The organism is Pseudomonas sp. NFPP04 (assembly GCF_900113815.1).
GTDB classification, from domain to species: Bacteria; Pseudomonadota; Gammaproteobacteria; order Pseudomonadales; family Pseudomonadaceae; genus Aquipseudomonas; species Aquipseudomonas extremorientalis.
Genome location: NZ_FOQS01000001.1, coordinates 229507 through 243552, shown reverse-complemented (window position 1 = coordinate 243552; position 14046 = coordinate 229507). Strand labels below are relative to the sequence as shown.

Annotated in this window: 18 protein-coding genes; 5 read left to right on the top strand and 13 right to left on the bottom strand. The window is 60.8% G+C overall.

Annotated features, from left to right (window positions below):
• Nucleotides 1-25: 25 nt before the first annotated feature.
• Complete coding sequence (locus BM017_RS01240; protein WP_092240764.1) at nucleotides 26-283, bottom strand: hypothetical protein; 258 nt, start codon at nucleotides 281-283, stop codon at nucleotides 26-28.
• Nucleotides 284-466: 183 nt separating this feature from the next.
• Between BM017_RS01240 and BM017_RS01235 the strand changes: the two genes are divergently transcribed.
• Nucleotides 467-676, top strand: coding sequence for a hypothetical protein (locus BM017_RS01235; RefSeq protein WP_092240762.1), 210 nt, complete (start codon nucleotides 467-469; stop codon nucleotides 674-676).
• 56 nt (nucleotides 677-732) lie between these two features.
• On the opposite strand, the gene BM017_RS01230 is transcribed toward BM017_RS01235, so the two are convergent.
• On the bottom strand, nucleotides 733-1320 hold the full coding sequence (locus tag BM017_RS01230) for a YajG family lipoprotein (protein WP_071491162.1): 588 nt from the start codon (nucleotides 1318-1320) through the stop codon (nucleotides 733-735).
• 194 nt (nucleotides 1321-1514) lie between these two features.
• Here BM017_RS01230 and BM017_RS01225 point away from each other — a divergent pair, with 194 nt between their 5' ends.
• Both BM017_RS01225 and mqo read left to right on the top strand, forming a co-directional pair.
• The gene (locus BM017_RS01225) at nucleotides 1515-1748 is read left to right on the top strand and encodes a hypothetical protein (RefSeq protein ID WP_092240760.1); all 234 of its coding nucleotides are present in this window, start codon (nucleotides 1515-1517) and stop codon (nucleotides 1746-1748) included.
• Between the two features lie 719 nt (nucleotides 1749-2467).
• The gene (gene mqo, locus BM017_RS01220) at nucleotides 2468-3976 is read left to right on the top strand and encodes a malate dehydrogenase (quinone) (RefSeq protein WP_092240758.1); all 1509 of its coding nucleotides are present in this window, start codon (nucleotides 2468-2470) and stop codon (nucleotides 3974-3976) included.
• A 69-nt stretch (nucleotides 3977-4045) separates the two neighbouring features.
• On the opposite strand, the gene BM017_RS01215 is transcribed toward mqo, so the two are convergent.
• From BM017_RS01215 to BM017_RS01200, 4 genes are all read right to left on the bottom strand, one after another.
• A complete protein-coding gene (locus BM017_RS01215; protein WP_058422979.1) occupies nucleotides 4046-4333 on the bottom strand; it encodes a PA4642 family protein in 288 nt (95 codons plus the stop codon).
• A 75-nt stretch (nucleotides 4334-4408) separates the two neighbouring features.
• Nucleotides 4409-4894 (bottom strand): hypothetical protein, encoded by a 486-nt coding sequence (locus BM017_RS01210; RefSeq protein ID WP_071491159.1) that lies wholly within the window; start codon nucleotides 4892-4894, stop codon nucleotides 4409-4411.
• Nucleotides 4895-4929: 35 nt separating this feature from the next.
• Nucleotides 4930-5397: a WbuC family cupin fold metalloprotein gene (locus BM017_RS01205; protein ID WP_092240756.1), complete on the bottom strand. Its 468-nt coding sequence runs from the start codon at nucleotides 5395-5397 to the stop codon at nucleotides 4930-4932.
• Between the two features lie 3 nt (nucleotides 5398-5400).
• A complete protein-coding gene (locus BM017_RS01200) occupies nucleotides 5401-5958 on the bottom strand; it encodes a hypoxanthine-guanine phosphoribosyltransferase (RefSeq protein ID WP_058422982.1) in 558 nt (185 codons plus the stop codon).
• 164 nt (nucleotides 5959-6122) lie between these two features.
• Between BM017_RS01200 and upp the strand changes: the two genes are divergently transcribed.
• Nucleotides 6123-6761: a uracil phosphoribosyltransferase gene (gene upp, locus BM017_RS01195; protein WP_024073483.1), complete on the top strand. Its 639-nt coding sequence runs from the start codon at nucleotides 6123-6125 to the stop codon at nucleotides 6759-6761.
• A 2-nt stretch (nucleotides 6762-6763) separates the two neighbouring features.
• Entirely contained in the window at nucleotides 6764-8038 is a 1275-nt protein-coding gene (locus BM017_RS01190; RefSeq protein WP_092240754.1) for a uracil-xanthine permease family protein, read from the top strand.
• 128 nt (nucleotides 8039-8166) lie between these two features.
• On the opposite strand, the gene hisC is transcribed toward BM017_RS01190, so the two are convergent.
• From hisC to BM017_RS01155, 7 genes are all read right to left on the bottom strand, one after another.
• Nucleotides 8167-9219: a histidinol-phosphate transaminase gene (hisC, locus tag BM017_RS01185; protein WP_092240752.1), complete on the bottom strand. Its 1053-nt coding sequence runs from the start codon at nucleotides 9217-9219 to the stop codon at nucleotides 8167-8169.
• A 3-nt stretch (nucleotides 9220-9222) separates the two neighbouring features.
• Nucleotides 9223-10545, bottom strand: a complete 1323-nt coding sequence (hisD, locus tag BM017_RS01180; RefSeq protein ID WP_092240750.1) for a histidinol dehydrogenase — start codon at nucleotides 10543-10545, stop codon at nucleotides 9223-9225.
• Nucleotides 10546-10672: 127 nt separating this feature from the next.
• Nucleotides 10673-11308: an ATP phosphoribosyltransferase gene (hisG, locus tag BM017_RS01175; protein WP_008026940.1), complete on the bottom strand. Its 636-nt coding sequence runs from the start codon at nucleotides 11306-11308 to the stop codon at nucleotides 10673-10675.
• A gap of 139 nt (nucleotides 11309-11447) precedes the next feature.
• Nucleotides 11448-12713: a UDP-N-acetylglucosamine 1-carboxyvinyltransferase gene (gene murA / locus BM017_RS01170; protein ID WP_010213103.1), complete on the bottom strand. Its 1266-nt coding sequence runs from the start codon at nucleotides 12711-12713 to the stop codon at nucleotides 11448-11450.
• Nucleotides 12714-12736: 23 nt separating this feature from the next.
• Nucleotides 12737-12976, bottom strand: a complete 240-nt coding sequence (locus tag BM017_RS01165; protein ID WP_003188597.1) for a BolA family protein — start codon at nucleotides 12974-12976, stop codon at nucleotides 12737-12739.
• Between the two features lie 114 nt (nucleotides 12977-13090).
• Nucleotides 13091-13396 carry an STAS domain-containing protein gene (locus tag BM017_RS01160; protein WP_071491154.1) on the bottom strand — a complete coding sequence of 102 codons (306 nt, stop codon included), beginning with the start codon at nucleotides 13394-13396 and terminating at the stop codon, nucleotides 13091-13093.
• Entirely contained in the window at nucleotides 13393-14040 is a 648-nt protein-coding gene (locus BM017_RS01155) for an MlaC/ttg2D family ABC transporter substrate-binding protein (protein WP_092240748.1), read from the bottom strand. Before BM017_RS01155 ends, BM017_RS01160 begins: the two co-directional genes overlap by 4 nt.
• Between the last annotated feature and the right edge of the window lie 6 nt (nucleotides 14041-14046).

Sequence of the window (14046 nt, the reverse complement as noted above, 5' to 3'; positions counted from 1 at the left end):
CTCCCACATGTGCTTTGTGGCGTGTTTAAAGATGGGTGCTGAGCCAGGAGATGGCCAGCGCCACGCCCAGGCAGGCAAACCCGACGCGGTAAGCCAGGCGATGCGCCCGTTCGGTGCGCACATCCAGAAACAACATCGGCTGATCAATTGCGCGATCTTCGCTCTGCGCGGTGAGGTCGGCCATGGCGCGCTGTTCGCGCAGGCGGGTAATGAACAGCAGCGCCGCGCCCGGACAGGCCACGGCCAAAGCAACAACATTGGTCAAAAGTGCGGGCAGCGCCATCGCAAACCTCGGCAAAACAGTGTTTTGGTATCGGTTCAGATACAAACCTGAACGATAGTGGCCTCCGGCGCCTGAAATGCTCCCTCCCCCATTGACGGCTAATGTATCCAGTAATTTACAGCGTCACCTGAACGTCACCTTAACAAGCCACTCTGTTGCCCTTCGACGTTTCAGGAGCTTGTCATGCTGCACGCGCAAAACCAGGATCGGCTGTATCTGATCGCCCCGAGCGATGAGCAGGAAGCGCTGATCGGCGGCCTGGCCTTCAACGTCCAGGACCGCCACTGGCTGGTGTATTGCGCCCTTGGCGGACACCAGCATGCCGACCTGCCGGAGGCCGATCTGTTGACCGGGGTGAGCCTGCTGGATTTCTGTATCGACACGGCTGCATGAAACTGAAGACGAAAAAAAACCGGGCTCAGTGATGAGCCCGGCTTTTTAAGGACCGGTTATTGCGCGCTGAGCAACGAACCGATGCTTGGGTCCTTGAACAGGCGGGTCAAGGCATCGCTCAGCACGTCGCTGACCAATTTGGTGTTGGTTTCCTGGTTCGGTGACATACCGAAACGCTGGTTCAGGGACGCACCGTAGCGGCCGCTGTAGCGACGGGTGCCGGCGGTGACGTCGGACTTGAAGGTGGCGCCGATGGATGCTTCGGTCACGTACAGGCCGTCTTTAGGCGACTGGTACTTCAATTCGGCCAGGGTGATCGTCAACTGCGGAGCACCCGGCGCGTTGGGGCTCGGGGTGAAACCCAGCAGGCGCACGGCAGCTTCGGCCTGGGCCTGCAGCTTGGGCAGTACGTCTTGAGCATTCACCGAGACCAGGGCGGTTTCCGGATACAGGCCGCCGCGCGAACCGAGCGTAGGCGACGGACGACCATCCACCACACGCACCGACACCGGCTGGCCGTGACCCACGGGGGCCAACTGCGTGGTGATTTTTGGTTCCGGGGTCAGTTGTTGCGGGCTGTTGGCGCAGCCAACCAGGGTCAAACTGGTCACAGTGATCAAACCGAACAACAGGCGTTGCAACATGCTCTTCTCTCCAGAAATCGGGTACCGACAGGCGGGCAGTATAGCGGTGCGCCAGTGCCGGGAACTAGCGCCAGTTACAACCTGAGACCTGCACAGACTGTAGCGGTTCGATGTCACTGATATGTCACGGCTGATACACAGAGCCGTCATGCCCGACAGGCAAGCTTGGCCCCAATCCCAAGAGGTCTGTCGCCATGCAATTTATCTGGTCACTGTTCACGCGCAAACCCGCCCTTCGCCAGTTCGCCCTGCTCGATGTGCAAGGCCGTTGCCAGGCCTTCAAAGAGTGCTGCCAGCCTCCTGTAGGCGACGGCTGGGTGGAAATCGATGAAATCCGCCTGAGCTGGATGCACCACCCGCTGCCGGCCAGCGCTCGTGTCAGCCCACGTGCAGCGCAGCCGTCGCGTCACCAACCGTTGGCCGCCTGACCGAACGCCTAATAAAAGTCATAAAACACGCCCATTTCCCTGGCGTTCTTCGCTACAATCTCCCCCCGATTATAAGGACGTCTCCTGATCGGGCCTCGCAGCATCGTTAATGCCTCGGCATTAGCTCCAAGAATCGCCCACAGAGAGCCGCCCACACAGATCGAGTGAAGCTGGCGCGCTTGCTGTTTTCTTTGCAAACCACCCGCCTTTGCCGAATCTGCCAGAGCTGCCATTGCGCTCGGCCACTTGAGTTGTTTGCCCGTTTTGCCGCGTGTCGGCTAGGGGCCAGGTGCCAGGCTGGGGCAGCCCTTTTTTGAGGTTCACGTCTTCAAAAGAGCGTGAAAAAACGGGTTTTCACAACTTCACAAGAGTGTGGCGAGCAAATGAATAGTTTGGCGTTTGTACAAGCACCATCAGCGTCTGGAACAGCCCAACCACACAGGATCGAGTACTCCTCAACAACGGGAGCTTGAGCCTGTCCGCTACGGATTGGTTGCACGAATCGCACGCTTTGACCATAAGTCGAATTGCCACAGGCGCCCATGAATGCGTTCATAGGCAGATTAGCCCGGCAGGAAGCGTGCGCTGAACATGCAAAGAATTGCGAATCGGACATGGCGATCCTGGCCATGGGTAACCTGGGGCAACACGTGAACCGCCCCATCACTCCTGGCAGCCATGCCGTCAATTTGGTGCTGCAGATTTTGGAGACGCGTTAAATGGCGCATAACGAAGCAGTCGACGTAGTACTGGTAGGGGCCGGCATCATGAGTGCCACCCTGGCCGTACTGCTCAAAGAGCTCGACCCCGGCCTGAAGCTGGAAGTCGTTGAGCTGATGGATTCGGGTGCCGCGGAAAGTTCCAACCCGTGGAACAACGCCGGTACCGGCCACGCCGGGCTGTGTGAGCTGAACTACACGCCGCAGGCCGCCGATGGCTCCATCGACATCAAGAAAGCCGTGCACATCAACACCCAATTCGAGGTGTCGAAGCAGTTCTGGGCGTACCTGACCAAAAAGGGCACCTTTGGCTCGTCCAGGTCCTTTATCAGCCCGGTGCCGCACCTGAGCTTCGTGCAGGGCGAAAAAGGCGTGTCCTTCCTCAAGAAGCGCTTTGAAACCCTCAGCCAGCACCACGCGTTTTCGGACATGCACTACACCGAAGACCGTAGCGAGATGGCCGAGTGGATGCCGCTGATGATGCCGGGGCGTCCGCTCGACGAAAAAATCGCAGCCACCCGTGTGATGAACGGCACGGACGTGAATTTCGGCGCGCTGACCAACCAGTTGCTCAGCCACCTGACCAGCTCGGCAGACGCCCAGGTCAAGTACAGCAAGCGCGTCACCGGCCTCAAGCGCAACGGCGCGGGCTGGACCGTAAGCATCAAGGACGTCAACAGCGGCAGCAGCCGCGAAGTCGACGCCAGGTTCGTGTTCCTCGGCGCCGGCGGCGCGGCCCTGCCGCTGCTGCAAGCCTCGGGCATCGAAGAAAGCAAAGGCTTTGGCGGCTTCCCGGTCAGCGGCCAGTGGCTGCGTTGCGACAACCCGGAAGTGGTCAAGCACCACCAGGCCAAGGTCTACAGCCAGGCTGCCGTGGGTTCGCCGCCGATGTCCGTGCCGCACCTGGACACCCGCGTGGTCGATGGCAAGAAGTCCCTGCTGTTCGGGCCTTACGCCGGTTTCACCACCAAGTTCCTCAAGCACGGCTCGTTCCTCGACCTGCCGCTGTCGGTTCGCGCCGGCAACATCGGCCCGATGCTGGCCGTGGCCCGCGACAACATGGACTTGACCAAGTACCTGGTCAGCGAAGTGATGCAGTCCATGGAGCAGCGCCTGGAATCCCTGCGCCGCTTCTACCCCGAGGCGAAAGCCGAAGACTGGCGCCTGGAAGTGGCCGGCCAACGGGTGCAGATCATCAAGAAAGACCCGAAAAAAGGCGGCGTGCTGCAATTCGGCACCGAGCTGGTCGCGGCCAAAGACGGCTCGCTCGCGGCGCTGCTGGGCGCGTCCCCAGGTGCGTCGGTGACCGTTTCGATCATGCTGGAGTTGATCGAGAAGTGCTTCCCGGAAAAAGCCGCCGGTGAGTGGGCTGCCAAACTGCACGAGATCTTCCCGGCCCGTGAAAAGGTCCTGGAAACGGATGCCGAGTTGTATCGCAAGATCAACGCGCAGAACAACATCAGCCTGGAACTGGTTGAGCCTGCCGCCGAGACCGAGAGCTACGCTTGAGGCCTTGAGGCAATAAAAAACGCCCCGTTCTCGGCATGAGAACGGGGCGTTTTTTTGTGTATCGGATAATCAGCCGCGAGCGTTTTCGATCAGTTCGATGTACTCGTCCGCGTTGCGCTGGTCCTTGATCAGGTCGACGAAGGTCTGGCCATGCGCATCCTTGCCGTCGAGGTCCAGGCCGGCTTCCTTGAAGAAACCCAGGAACCGCTCGAAATCGTCGATACGCAGGCCACGGTAGGCCTTGATCAGCTTGTGCAGGGACGGAGAAGTTGCGTCGACCGGCTCGAAGTCCAGGAACAACTTGATCTGATCGTCGCCGATCTCGTCACCAATCACCTGTTTCTTATCTTTACGCATTACCGACTCCAGCCTGCAGACATTTACACGGGGTTTGAAGTCTACCTGCGGGGCGCGGGCTTGTGTAGGCGGGGCCTACCTGGCTTTAACCGCACCCGTGTGCAAATCCGCCCAGATATGCCCGTTGGCATAACTGAGGAACTGCACATACACCGTGTCATTGCGCAGCAGGTCGACAATCACCCGGTATTGGGCCAAGGGGTAAGACAGCGTCAGGGTTTTGCTGGAGTCGTCATACACCGGCTTTTTCAGGCTTTTGCTTTCGGCGTCGAAATTGAGCACCACCTGGGCGATGGTCGCACCTTTGTTCAGGGACTTGCCCTTGAGACGGATCATCAGCGGCGAGGTCACCGGGATCGGCTGCTGGCTGGACTGGCGCTGGTTGCCCACCACCACCGCGTAGTCGGTGACTTGCAACAGTTGCTGCTGCTCCGGCGCTTCAGCGCGCAGGGTCAGGTCGTCCGAAGGCAGGAATTGGCTGTGCATCGGCGCAGGCGCGGCAGCCAGCGGCAAACTGAGGGTCAGCGCCAGGGCGGCGCAGGTGCGTATCAACAGGCTCATGGGCCGCTCCGGCAAGGTGGGCCCAGCACTGTAGCTCAATCGAACTGGGCAAGCATCCAGCGTTGGTACTCGGCCACACCGGCCTCGCCTTCGCGGGGCGCCCAGTCGGGCTGTTCGCCCTCGCCCACCGGACGATAAGGCCCGGCCTTGCACTCGAACATCACCGTGTCGGGCTCCAGCACCACCAGGCCATGAAACACGCCCGGCGGCAGATCGACACCGGCGCATTCACCGCCGGCCTGCATGACACGCTTGGCAACGACCTCGCCGGTTTCGTTGAAGACCAGCAAGCCCAAGCGGCCCTGCAGCACCAGCAAGGTTTCTGCCTTGTCCGCACTCAGGTGCCGATGCGGCGGTACATAAGTGTCAGGTTGCAGGCCCACCGCCAGGCGATGGCAGGGTTCTTCCATCTGGTGGAAGTTATGGTGGTGCCGGCCACGGGGGTGGGTGGCCGCTTTCTCGGCCAGTTCGGCAAACAGCGTCTGATCAAGAAAGCGGGCCATGGCTTACATCCCTTTGACGGCGAAGATGCCATTGGCGTTGCGCCAGTAGCCTTTGTAGTCCATGCCGTAACCGAAGATGTAGCGGTCGATGCACGGCAGGCCGACGTAATCGGCTTTCAGGTCCGGACGCGCCTTGCGGTCGTGGTCCTTGTCTATCAGCACGGCGGTGTGCACTTTGCGCGCGCCGGCGTGTTTGCAGAAGTCGATGATCGCGCCCAGGGTGTGACCTTCGTCGAGGATGTCGTCGATGATCAGCACGTCGCGGTCGATGAACGAGACTTCCGGCTTGGCCTTCCAGAACAAGTCGCCGCCGCTGGTTTCGTTGCGATAACGGGTGGCGTGCAGATAGGACGCTTCCAGCGGGAATTGCAGGTGGGTCAGCAATTTGCCGGCGAAGATCAGGCCACCGTTCATCACGCAGAAGACCACCGGGTTGGTGTCGGCCATTTCGCGGCTGATGTGTGCGCCGACCTTGGCGATCGCTTCTTCGACTTGCGCTTCGGTGTACAGGCAGTCAGCCTCGCGCATGATTTGACGGATATGCTCGAGATCAGCGGACATGGCGCTCTCCAAGGGGGTGCTGTGGCAAGAAAAGCGGGCGAAGGTACGCTTCTCGTGCGCTCCGAGCAAGCCTTAATGGACTAACGTACTAGATGTCTATAGGACAACACCCTCGGATAGATTAATCTAGGCCGGTTTTTTTGCCCGCCGCCGGAGCCTTTCCCATGCCCACTCGCGAGATCCGCCACCCGCTGATCCGACACAAGCTCGGCCTTATGCGCCGCGCCGACATTAGCACGAAGAACTTCCGTGAGCTTGCTCAGGAAGTCGGAGCGTTGCTCACCTACGAAGCGACCAAGGATTTACCTTTGGAGAGCTACGAAATCCCTGGTTGGGCTGGTCCCGTCCAGGTCGAGAAAATCGCCGGTAAGAAAATCACCGTGGTGCCGATCCTGCGCGCCGGTATCGGCATGCTCGAAGGCGTCCTCAGCCTGATCCCGGGCGCCAAGGTCAGCGCCGTGGGCGTGGCCCGCAACGAAGAAACCTTGCAGGCCCACACCTACCTGGAAAAACTCGTCCCGGAAATCAACGAGCGCCTGGCGATGATCATCGACCCGATGCTCGCCACCGGCAGCTCCATGGTTGCCACTATCGATCTGCTGAAAAAAGCCGGCTGCAAGGACATACGCGCCATGGTGCTGGTGGCCGCGCCCGAAGGCATTGCCGCCGTCGAGAAGGCCCACCCGGATGTGCAGATCTACACCGCCTCCATCGACGAGCGCCTGAATGAACACGGCTACATCATCCCAGGCCTGGGCGATGCCGGTGACAAGATCTTCGGCACCAAGCAGAAGGACGCGTGAGCATGCAGGATGAATTCAACGACCCGCTTTGGCGCCAGATCCTGTCTGGCGCACAAATGCTCTTCGTAGCATTTGGTGCGCTGGTGTTGATGCCACTGATCACAGGTCTTGATCCAAACGTCGCACTGTTCACCGCTGGCCTGGGCACGTTGCTGTTCCAGGTGGTGACGGGGCGCCAGGTGCCGGTCTTCCTGGCATCGAGCTTTGCCTTCATTACCCCGATCATTCTCGCCAAGGGCCAGTTCGGCCTCGCGGCGACCATGGGCGGGGTGATGGCGGCGGGTTTCGTGTACACCTTCCTGGGCCTGGCGGTGAAGATCAAAGGCACCGGGTTTATCGACCGGCTGCTGCCGCCCGTGGTGATCGGGCCGGTGATCATCTCCATCGGCCTGGCCATGGCGCCGATTGCCGCGAACATGGCGATGGGTAAAGCCGGTGATGGCGCTGAGCTGATCCATTACCAGACCGCGATGATGATCTCGATGCCTGCGCTGCTGACCACCTTGATCGTGGCGGTGTTCGGCAAAGGCATTTTCCGCCTGGTGCCGATCATCTCCGGCGTGCTGGTGGGCTTCGCCATGTCGTTCTACTTTGGCGTGGTCGACACGGCGAAGATCGCGGCGGCCCCGTGGTTCGCCCTGCCCCACTTCACCGCGCCGGAATTCAACTGGCAGGCGATCCTGTTCATCGTCCCGGTGGCCCTGGCCCCGGCAATCGAACATATCGGCGGCGTGATTGCGGTGGGCAGCGTGACCGGTCGCGACTACTTGAAGAAGCCCGGCCTGCACCGCACCCTGCTGGGTGACGGCATTGCCACCACGGCTGCCGGTCTGTTCGGCGGCCCACCCAACACCACCTACGCCGAAGTGACCGGCGCGGTGATGCTGACCAAGAACTACAACCCGAAGATCATGACCTGGGCAGCGGTGTTTGCCATCAGCCTGGCGTTCATCGGCAAGTTCGGCGCGTTGCTGCAGAGCATTCCGGTGCCGGTGATGGGCGGGATTCTGTGCCTGCTGTTCGGCTCGATTGCCGCGGTGGGGATGAACACGCTGATCCGCCACAAGATCGACCTGGGCGAAGCGCGCAACCTGGTGATTGTATCGGTGACCCTGGTGTTCGGGATTGGCGGTGTGCTGGTCGGCACCGGCACCGGCCCGGATGACTTCGGCCTCAAGGGCATCGCCCTGTGTGCGGTGGTGGCGATTGGCTTGAACCTGCTGCTGCCGGGCAATGATGGTTGGAAGAACAAGAAGTCGGATGAGCCGTTGCTCTAACCAGTACCGCGAAACCCAATGTGGGAGGGGGCTTGCCCCCGATAGCAGTGTGTCAGTCAATGCATTAGCTGACTGATACACCGCAATCGGGGGCAAGCCCCCTCCCACATTTTGCTCTTCAGTGTGGCTTAGAGCTCACCGAGCCCATCGATCAACGCCTGGTTCTGCTCCGGCGTACCGATGCTGATCCGCAGGAACTGGGCAATCCGCTCCTGCTTGAAGTGCCGCACGATCACCCCTTGCTCACGCAACTTGGCCGCCAGGCCCGCAGCGTCGTGCCGTGGGTGACGGGCAAAGATGAAGTTGGCAGCCGACGGCAGCACTTCAAAGCTTTTCTCTTCCAGTTGCGCGACCAGCTTGTCGCGACTGTCGATCACCAACCGGCACGTCTTCTCGAAATACTCACGGTCCTCGAACGCCGCCGCCGCGCCAACAATCGCCAGGCGGTCCAGTGGATAGGAGTTGAAGCTGTTCTTGACCCGCTCCAGCGCCTCGATCAAGTCCGGGTGGCCCACGGCCAGGCCCACACGCAAACCGGCCAGTGAGCGCGATTTGGACAGGGTCTGGGTGACCAGCAGGTTCGGGTAGCGATCCACCAGGCTGATCGCGGTTTCACCGCCGAAGTCGATATAGGCTTCATCGACCACCACCACCGAATCCGGGCTGGCCTTGAGGATCTGCTCCACCGCGTCCAGCGCCAGCACGCAGCCGGTCGGCGCGTTCGGGTTGGGAAAAATGATCCCGCCGTTGGGCTTGGCGTAATCCGCCACGCGAATCTGGAACTGGTCATCCAGCGGCACCGGGTCGGACTTGATGCCATAAAGGCCGCAGTAAACCGGATAGAAGCTGTAGCTGATATCCGGGAACAGCAGCGGCAGGTCGTGCTGGAACAAACCGTGGAAGATGTGCGCCAGCACTTCGTCGGAACCGTTGCCGAGGAAGACTTTAGCGGCGTCGATCCCGTAATACGTGGCCACCGCCTGTTTGAGCAGGTCGCTGTTGGGGTCCGGGTACAGGCGCAGGTTGTCATTCAACTCGGCCTGCATTGCCGCCAACGCTTTGGGCGACGGACCGTAGGGGTTTTCATTGGTATTGAGCTTGACCAGTTTGGTCAGCTTCGGTTGTTCACCGGGCACGTAAGGCACGAGGTCCTTGACGAAAGGGCTCCAGAATTTGCTCATGTCTCAGTTCCCCTTCTCTTCAAGGATGCGGTATTCGGCACTGCGGGCGTGCGCGCTGAGGGATTCACCACGGGCCAGCACCGAGGCAGTCTTGCCCAGCTCGGAAGCGCCCTGCGGCGAGCAGAAAATGATCGACGAACGCTTCTGGAAGTCATACACCCCCAGCGGCGACGAGAAACGCGCGGTGCCGGAAGTCGGCAGCACGTGGTTCGGGCCTGCGCAGTAGTCGCCCAGGGCCTCGCTGGTGTGGCGGCCCATGAAGATCGCACCGGCGTGGCGAATCGACGGCAGCCAGGCTTGTGGGTCGGCGACGGACAACTCCAGGTGCTCCGGCGCGATGCGGTTGGCCACGTCGATGGCTTGCTCCATGTCGCGCACCAGGATCAGCGCACCACGGCCATTGATCGATTTCTCGATGATCTCGGCGCGCTCCATGGTCGGCAGCAGCTTATTGATGCTGGCCGCGACCCTGTCGAGGAACTCGGCGTCCGGACTGACCAGGATCGCCTGGGCGTCTTCGTCGTGCTCGGCCTGGGAGAACAGGTCCATGGCGATCCAGTCCGGATCGGTCTGACCGTCGCACACCACGAGGATTTCCGAAGGGCCGGCGATCATGTCGATACCGACCTGGCCGAACACATGGCGCTTGGCAGTGGCAACATAGATGTTGCCGGGGCCGACCACTTTGTCGACCTTCGGTACGCTTTCAGTGCCATAGGCCAGGGCGGCAACGGCTTGGGCACCACCGATGGTGAAAACCCGATCAACACCGGCGATGCAGGCCGCTGCCAGCACCAGCTCGTTGATTTCACCACGCGGCGTCGGCACCACCATGACCACCTCGGTCACACCCGCCACTTTGGCCGGGATCGCGTTCATCAGCACCGATGAAGGGTACGAAGCCTTGCCACCCGGCACGTACAAACCGGCGCGGTCCAGCGGCGTGACCTTCTGGCCCAGCACAGTACCGTCGGCCTCGGTGTAGCTCCAGGAGTCCTGTTTCTGTTTTTCGTGGTAGCTGCGCACACGCGCCGCCGCCACTTCCAGGGCTTCGCGCTGCGGCGCGGTGATGCGCGTCAGGGCCAGCTCCAGGCGTTCGCGGGGCAGGATCAGGTCAGCCATGGACTTGACGTCCAGACCGTCAAACTGGCGGGTGAAGTCCACAAGCGCCGCATCACCGCGCTCGCGCACGGCCTTGATGATGTCGAGCACCCGCTGGTTGACCGAATCGTCGGACACGCTTTCCCAGCTCAGCAGATGATCCAGATGATGGGCGAAATCCGGGTCGGCAGCGTTGAGTCGGGCAATTGCAGTGGACGTGGTCATAGCGAGGGCCTCATAGGATTGGCAAAAATGCTCAGGCGCCGAAAGTTAGCAGTCGATCCGCTTGGGCACCTGAGAATTCTGGCTATGAGGCGGATAGACGGGCGCGACCCAGGGCCGCGCGGGTAGGTCAACCGCGGTGTCGCGACTCCACTGCCTTGCGCAGCGTGTCGATCAACGCCTGGATACGGGCGTGCTGCATCTTCATCGATGCCTTGTTGACGATCAGACGGGAGCTGATGTCGGCAATGAAGTCCTGCGGCTCAAGACCGTTGGCGCGCAGGGTGTTACCGGTGTCGACCACGTCGATGATCTTGTCAGCCAGGCCGATCAACGGCGCCAGCTCCATCGAGCCGTAAAGCTTGATGATGTCGACCTGGCGGCCTTGCTCGGCGTAGTAGCGCTTGGCGACGTTGACGAACTTGGTCGCCACGCGCAGGCGGCCCTTCGGCTCCACATCACCGACACGGCCGGCGGTCATCAGCTTGCACAGGGCGATACGCAGGTCCAACGGCTCGTACAGGCCCTGGCCACCATATTCCATCAGCACGTCTTTACCGGCGACGCCGAGGTCGGCCGCGCCATGTTCAACGTAGGTCGGCACGTCGGTAGCGCGCACGATCAACAGGCGCACGTCTTCCTGGGTCGTGGGGATGATCAGCTTGCGGCTCTTGTCCGGATTCTCGGTCGGCACGATGCCCGCTTCAGCCAGAAGCGGCAACGTGTCGTCAAGGATGCGGCCCTTGGACAGTGCGATGGTCAACATGGGAAACGTCAATCCTTTATCAGGCTATTGCGGTCCGGTCGCAAACGGCGCCGGACACAGATCGAGGCCATTACAGCCTCGATTTGAAACAAATCCTGTGGAGAAAGATTACCCTCCCCCACCGTTACAGCTTCCGGGACTAGCCCGGTACGCGGCGGATTTTCGCGCCGAGCATCTGCAGTTTTTCTTCAATGCACTCGTAACCACGGTCTATGTGGTAGATGCGGTCGATCAGGGTGTCGCCTTCGGCGATCAGCGCCGAGATCACCAGGCTGGCCGACGCACGCAGGTCGGTGGCCATGACTGGCGCGCCCTTGAGTTTCTCGGTGCCGGTGACGATGGCGGTGTTGCCTTCGACCTGGATCTTCGCGCCCATGCGGTGCAATTCGTACACGTGCATGAAGCGGTTTTCGAAGATGGTCTCGATCACGGCACCGGTGCCTTCGGCAATCGCGTTCAGGGAGATGAACTGCGCTTGCATATCGGTCGGGAACGCCGGGTACGGAGCGGTACGCACGTTGACGGCCTTGGGACGCTTGCCGTGCATGTTCAGCTCGATCCAGTCTTCACCGGTAGTGATTTCCGCACCGGCTTCGCGCAGCTTTTCCAGGACCGCTTCCAGGATGGTCGGATCGGTGTCCTTGACCTTGACGCGGCCACCGGTGACGGCGGCGGCAACCAGGTAGGTACCGGTCTCGATGCGGTCAGGCATTACCTTGTAGGTGGCGGTATGCAGACGCTCTACGCCATCGATGGTGATGGTGTCGGTGCCCGCACCGGAAACCTTCGCGCCCATGGCGTTCAGGAAGTTGGCCAGGTCGACCACTTCCGGCTCGCGCGCGGCGTTTTGCAGGACGCTGCGGCCTTTGGCCAGGGCAGCGGCCATCATGATGTTCTCGGTGCCGGTCACACTGACAGTATCAAAGAAGAAGTTGGCGCCACGCAGGCCGCCTTCCGGCGCCTTGGCCTTGATGTAGCCGCCTTCGACGTCGATAACGGCGCCCATGGCTTCAAGGCCACGGATGTGCAGGTCAACCGGACGCGAGCCAATGGCGCAACCGCCAGGCAGGGCGACTTCGGCTTCGCCGAAACGGGCAACCATCGGGCCAAGCACCAGGATCGACGCACGCATGGTTTTCACCAGTTCGTACGGGGCTATCAGGGTCTTGATGGTGCGTGGGTCGATTTCGACGGCCAGTTTCTCGTCGATCACCGGCTCGATACCCATGCGACCGAACAACTCGATCATGGTGGTGATGTCGTGCAGGTGCGGCAGGTTGGCCACGGTCACCGGGCCATCGCACAGCAGGGTCGCTGCCAGGATCGGCAAGGCGGAGTTTTTTGCACCGGAGATGCGAATCTCGCCATCAAGGCGGGCACCGCCGGTAATAATCAATTTATCCATAAGAATCTCGACGCCTTGGGGGCTCAGGTGCGCTCGGCCCAGGCCGCGCGGCTGAAAAATTTCATAGTGACCGCATGGATGCTGCCATCGGTGATCCACGGGTTCAAATGGGCATAGATCTGCTGCTGACGCTTGACCGGGCTGAGTGCCGCCAGTTCATCGCTAATCACGTTCAGCTGGAAGTTGCAGCCTTCGCCTTCAACTTCAACGGTCGTTTCCGGCAGCTTTCCTTCAAGAAAGCTCTTAACTTCTAGGGCCTGCATGCTCAACCTCTATCGGCGCCCAGTGCGCGCGGGTCGCACATCATACAAAAAAGCCCCGCGCCTGCGAACCCCGCATAGCAGGACTCTGACGGGGGGCCTCTTTAATAATGTGTATTAAGGATGCGCCAGCAGCTCGGTCAGACCGGAAACTTCGGCGATTTCGCGCATGTCTTCGGGCAATGCCCGGATGCTGACCGGCTTCCTGGCCGCCTCAGCATCACGCATGAAGCACAGCAGCAGCGACAAGCCGACGCTGCTGGACTTGGTCACGGCAGAACAATCCAGCACCAACGCGGGCGCAGTGCTGGTTTTGATCAGCGCCTGACCCTGCTTGCGCAGCTCAGGCCCGGTGCGGTAATCCAGCACGCCGCTGAGGAACAACTCACCGGCGTCGCCAAGACGAACAGCCGACTCGGTCATTGCACAGGCTTCCCGGCTTCTTTATCGGATGTTTCCTTGGCTTTGGCGACTTCACCGGCCCAACCGTTGATGGTTTTGTCCAGGTCGTTGCCATTACGCTGCATCGCGTCAGCGAACTGATCACGGAACAGCTTGCCGATGTTGATACCGTTGATGATCACGTTGCGCAGCTTCCACTCGCCGTTGACCTTCTCGAGCGTGTATTGCACAGGGTAGACGGCACCGTTGTTGCCCTTGACGCTCATGTTGACGCTGGTGCGATTACCCGACTCGTCCCCGGCAGGCGCAACGGTAATGCCCTGGTTGTTGTACTCGAGCAGCGCGTTGCCATAGAACTGGAACAGGCCTTTCTTGAAGTTTTCCTGGAAGGTCTGCATCTGCGCAGGCGTCGCCTTGCGCGAATACTTGACCGTCATGATGCTGCGGGAAATGCCTTCGGCATCGACCACCGGGCCGACAATGGCGTTGAGCGCATCGTAAAACTTGCTCGGATCTTGCTTGTACTGCTCTTTATTGGCAGTGAGGTCAGCCAGCATTTTGTTGGTCGTGTCCTGCACCAGATCGTGCGCAGAACCTGCCGCGTTAGCTATCAGCGGCAGCGCTGCCAACAGCACCAGCAGGCCACGTCGCAAGGTAGAGATCATGAACAG

Bases quoted from the DNA above. Each gene is read 5' to 3' on its own strand.
- BM017_RS01240 (WP_092240764.1), bottom strand. From the start codon at position 283: ATGGCGCTGCCCGCACTTTTGACCAATGTTGTTGCTTTGGCCGTGGCC.
- BM017_RS01235 (WP_092240762.1), top strand. From the start codon at position 467: ATGCTGCACGCGCAAAACCAGGATCGGCTGTATCTGATCGCCCCGAGC.
- BM017_RS01230 (WP_071491162.1), bottom strand. From the start codon at position 1,320: ATGTTGCAACGCCTGTTGTTCGGTTTGATCACTGTGACCAGTTTGACC.
- BM017_RS01225 (WP_092240760.1), top strand. From the start codon at position 1,515: ATGCAATTTATCTGGTCACTGTTCACGCGCAAACCCGCCCTTCGCCAG.
- mqo (WP_092240758.1), top strand. From the start codon at position 2,468: ATGGCGCATAACGAAGCAGTCGACGTAGTACTGGTAGGGGCCGGCATC.
- BM017_RS01215 (WP_058422979.1), bottom strand. From the start codon at position 4,333: ATGCGTAAAGATAAGAAACAGGTGATTGGTGACGAGATCGGCGACGAT.
- BM017_RS01210 (WP_071491159.1), bottom strand. From the start codon at position 4,894: ATGAGCCTGTTGATACGCACCTGCGCCGCCCTGGCGCTGACCCTCAGT.
- BM017_RS01205 (WP_092240756.1), bottom strand. From the start codon at position 5,397: ATGGCCCGCTTTCTTGATCAGACGCTGTTTGCCGAACTGGCCGAGAAA.
- BM017_RS01200 (WP_058422982.1), bottom strand. From the start codon at position 5,958: ATGTCCGCTGATCTCGAGCATATCCGTCAAATCATGCGCGAGGCTGAC.
- upp (WP_024073483.1), top strand. From the start codon at position 6,123: ATGCCCACTCGCGAGATCCGCCACCCGCTGATCCGACACAAGCTCGGC.
- BM017_RS01190 (WP_092240754.1), top strand. From the start codon at position 6,764: ATGCAGGATGAATTCAACGACCCGCTTTGGCGCCAGATCCTGTCTGGC.
- hisC (WP_092240752.1), bottom strand. From the start codon at position 9,219: ATGAGCAAATTCTGGAGCCCTTTCGTCAAGGACCTCGTGCCTTACGTG.
- hisD (WP_092240750.1), bottom strand. From the start codon at position 10,545: ATGACCACGTCCACTGCAATTGCCCGACTCAACGCTGCCGACCCGGAT.
- hisG (WP_008026940.1), bottom strand. From the start codon at position 11,308: ATGTTGACCATCGCACTGTCCAAGGGCCGCATCCTTGACGACACGTTG.
- murA (WP_010213103.1), bottom strand. From the start codon at position 12,713: ATGGATAAATTGATTATTACCGGCGGTGCCCGCCTTGATGGCGAGATT.
- BM017_RS01165 (WP_003188597.1), bottom strand. From the start codon at position 12,976: ATGCAGGCCCTAGAAGTTAAGAGCTTTCTTGAAGGAAAGCTGCCGGAA.
- BM017_RS01160 (WP_071491154.1), bottom strand. From the start codon at position 13,396: ATGACCGAGTCGGCTGTTCGTCTTGGCGACGCCGGTGAGTTGTTCCTC.
- BM017_RS01155 (WP_092240748.1), bottom strand. From the start codon at position 14,040: ATGATCTCTACCTTGCGACGTGGCCTGCTGGTGCTGTTGGCAGCGCTG.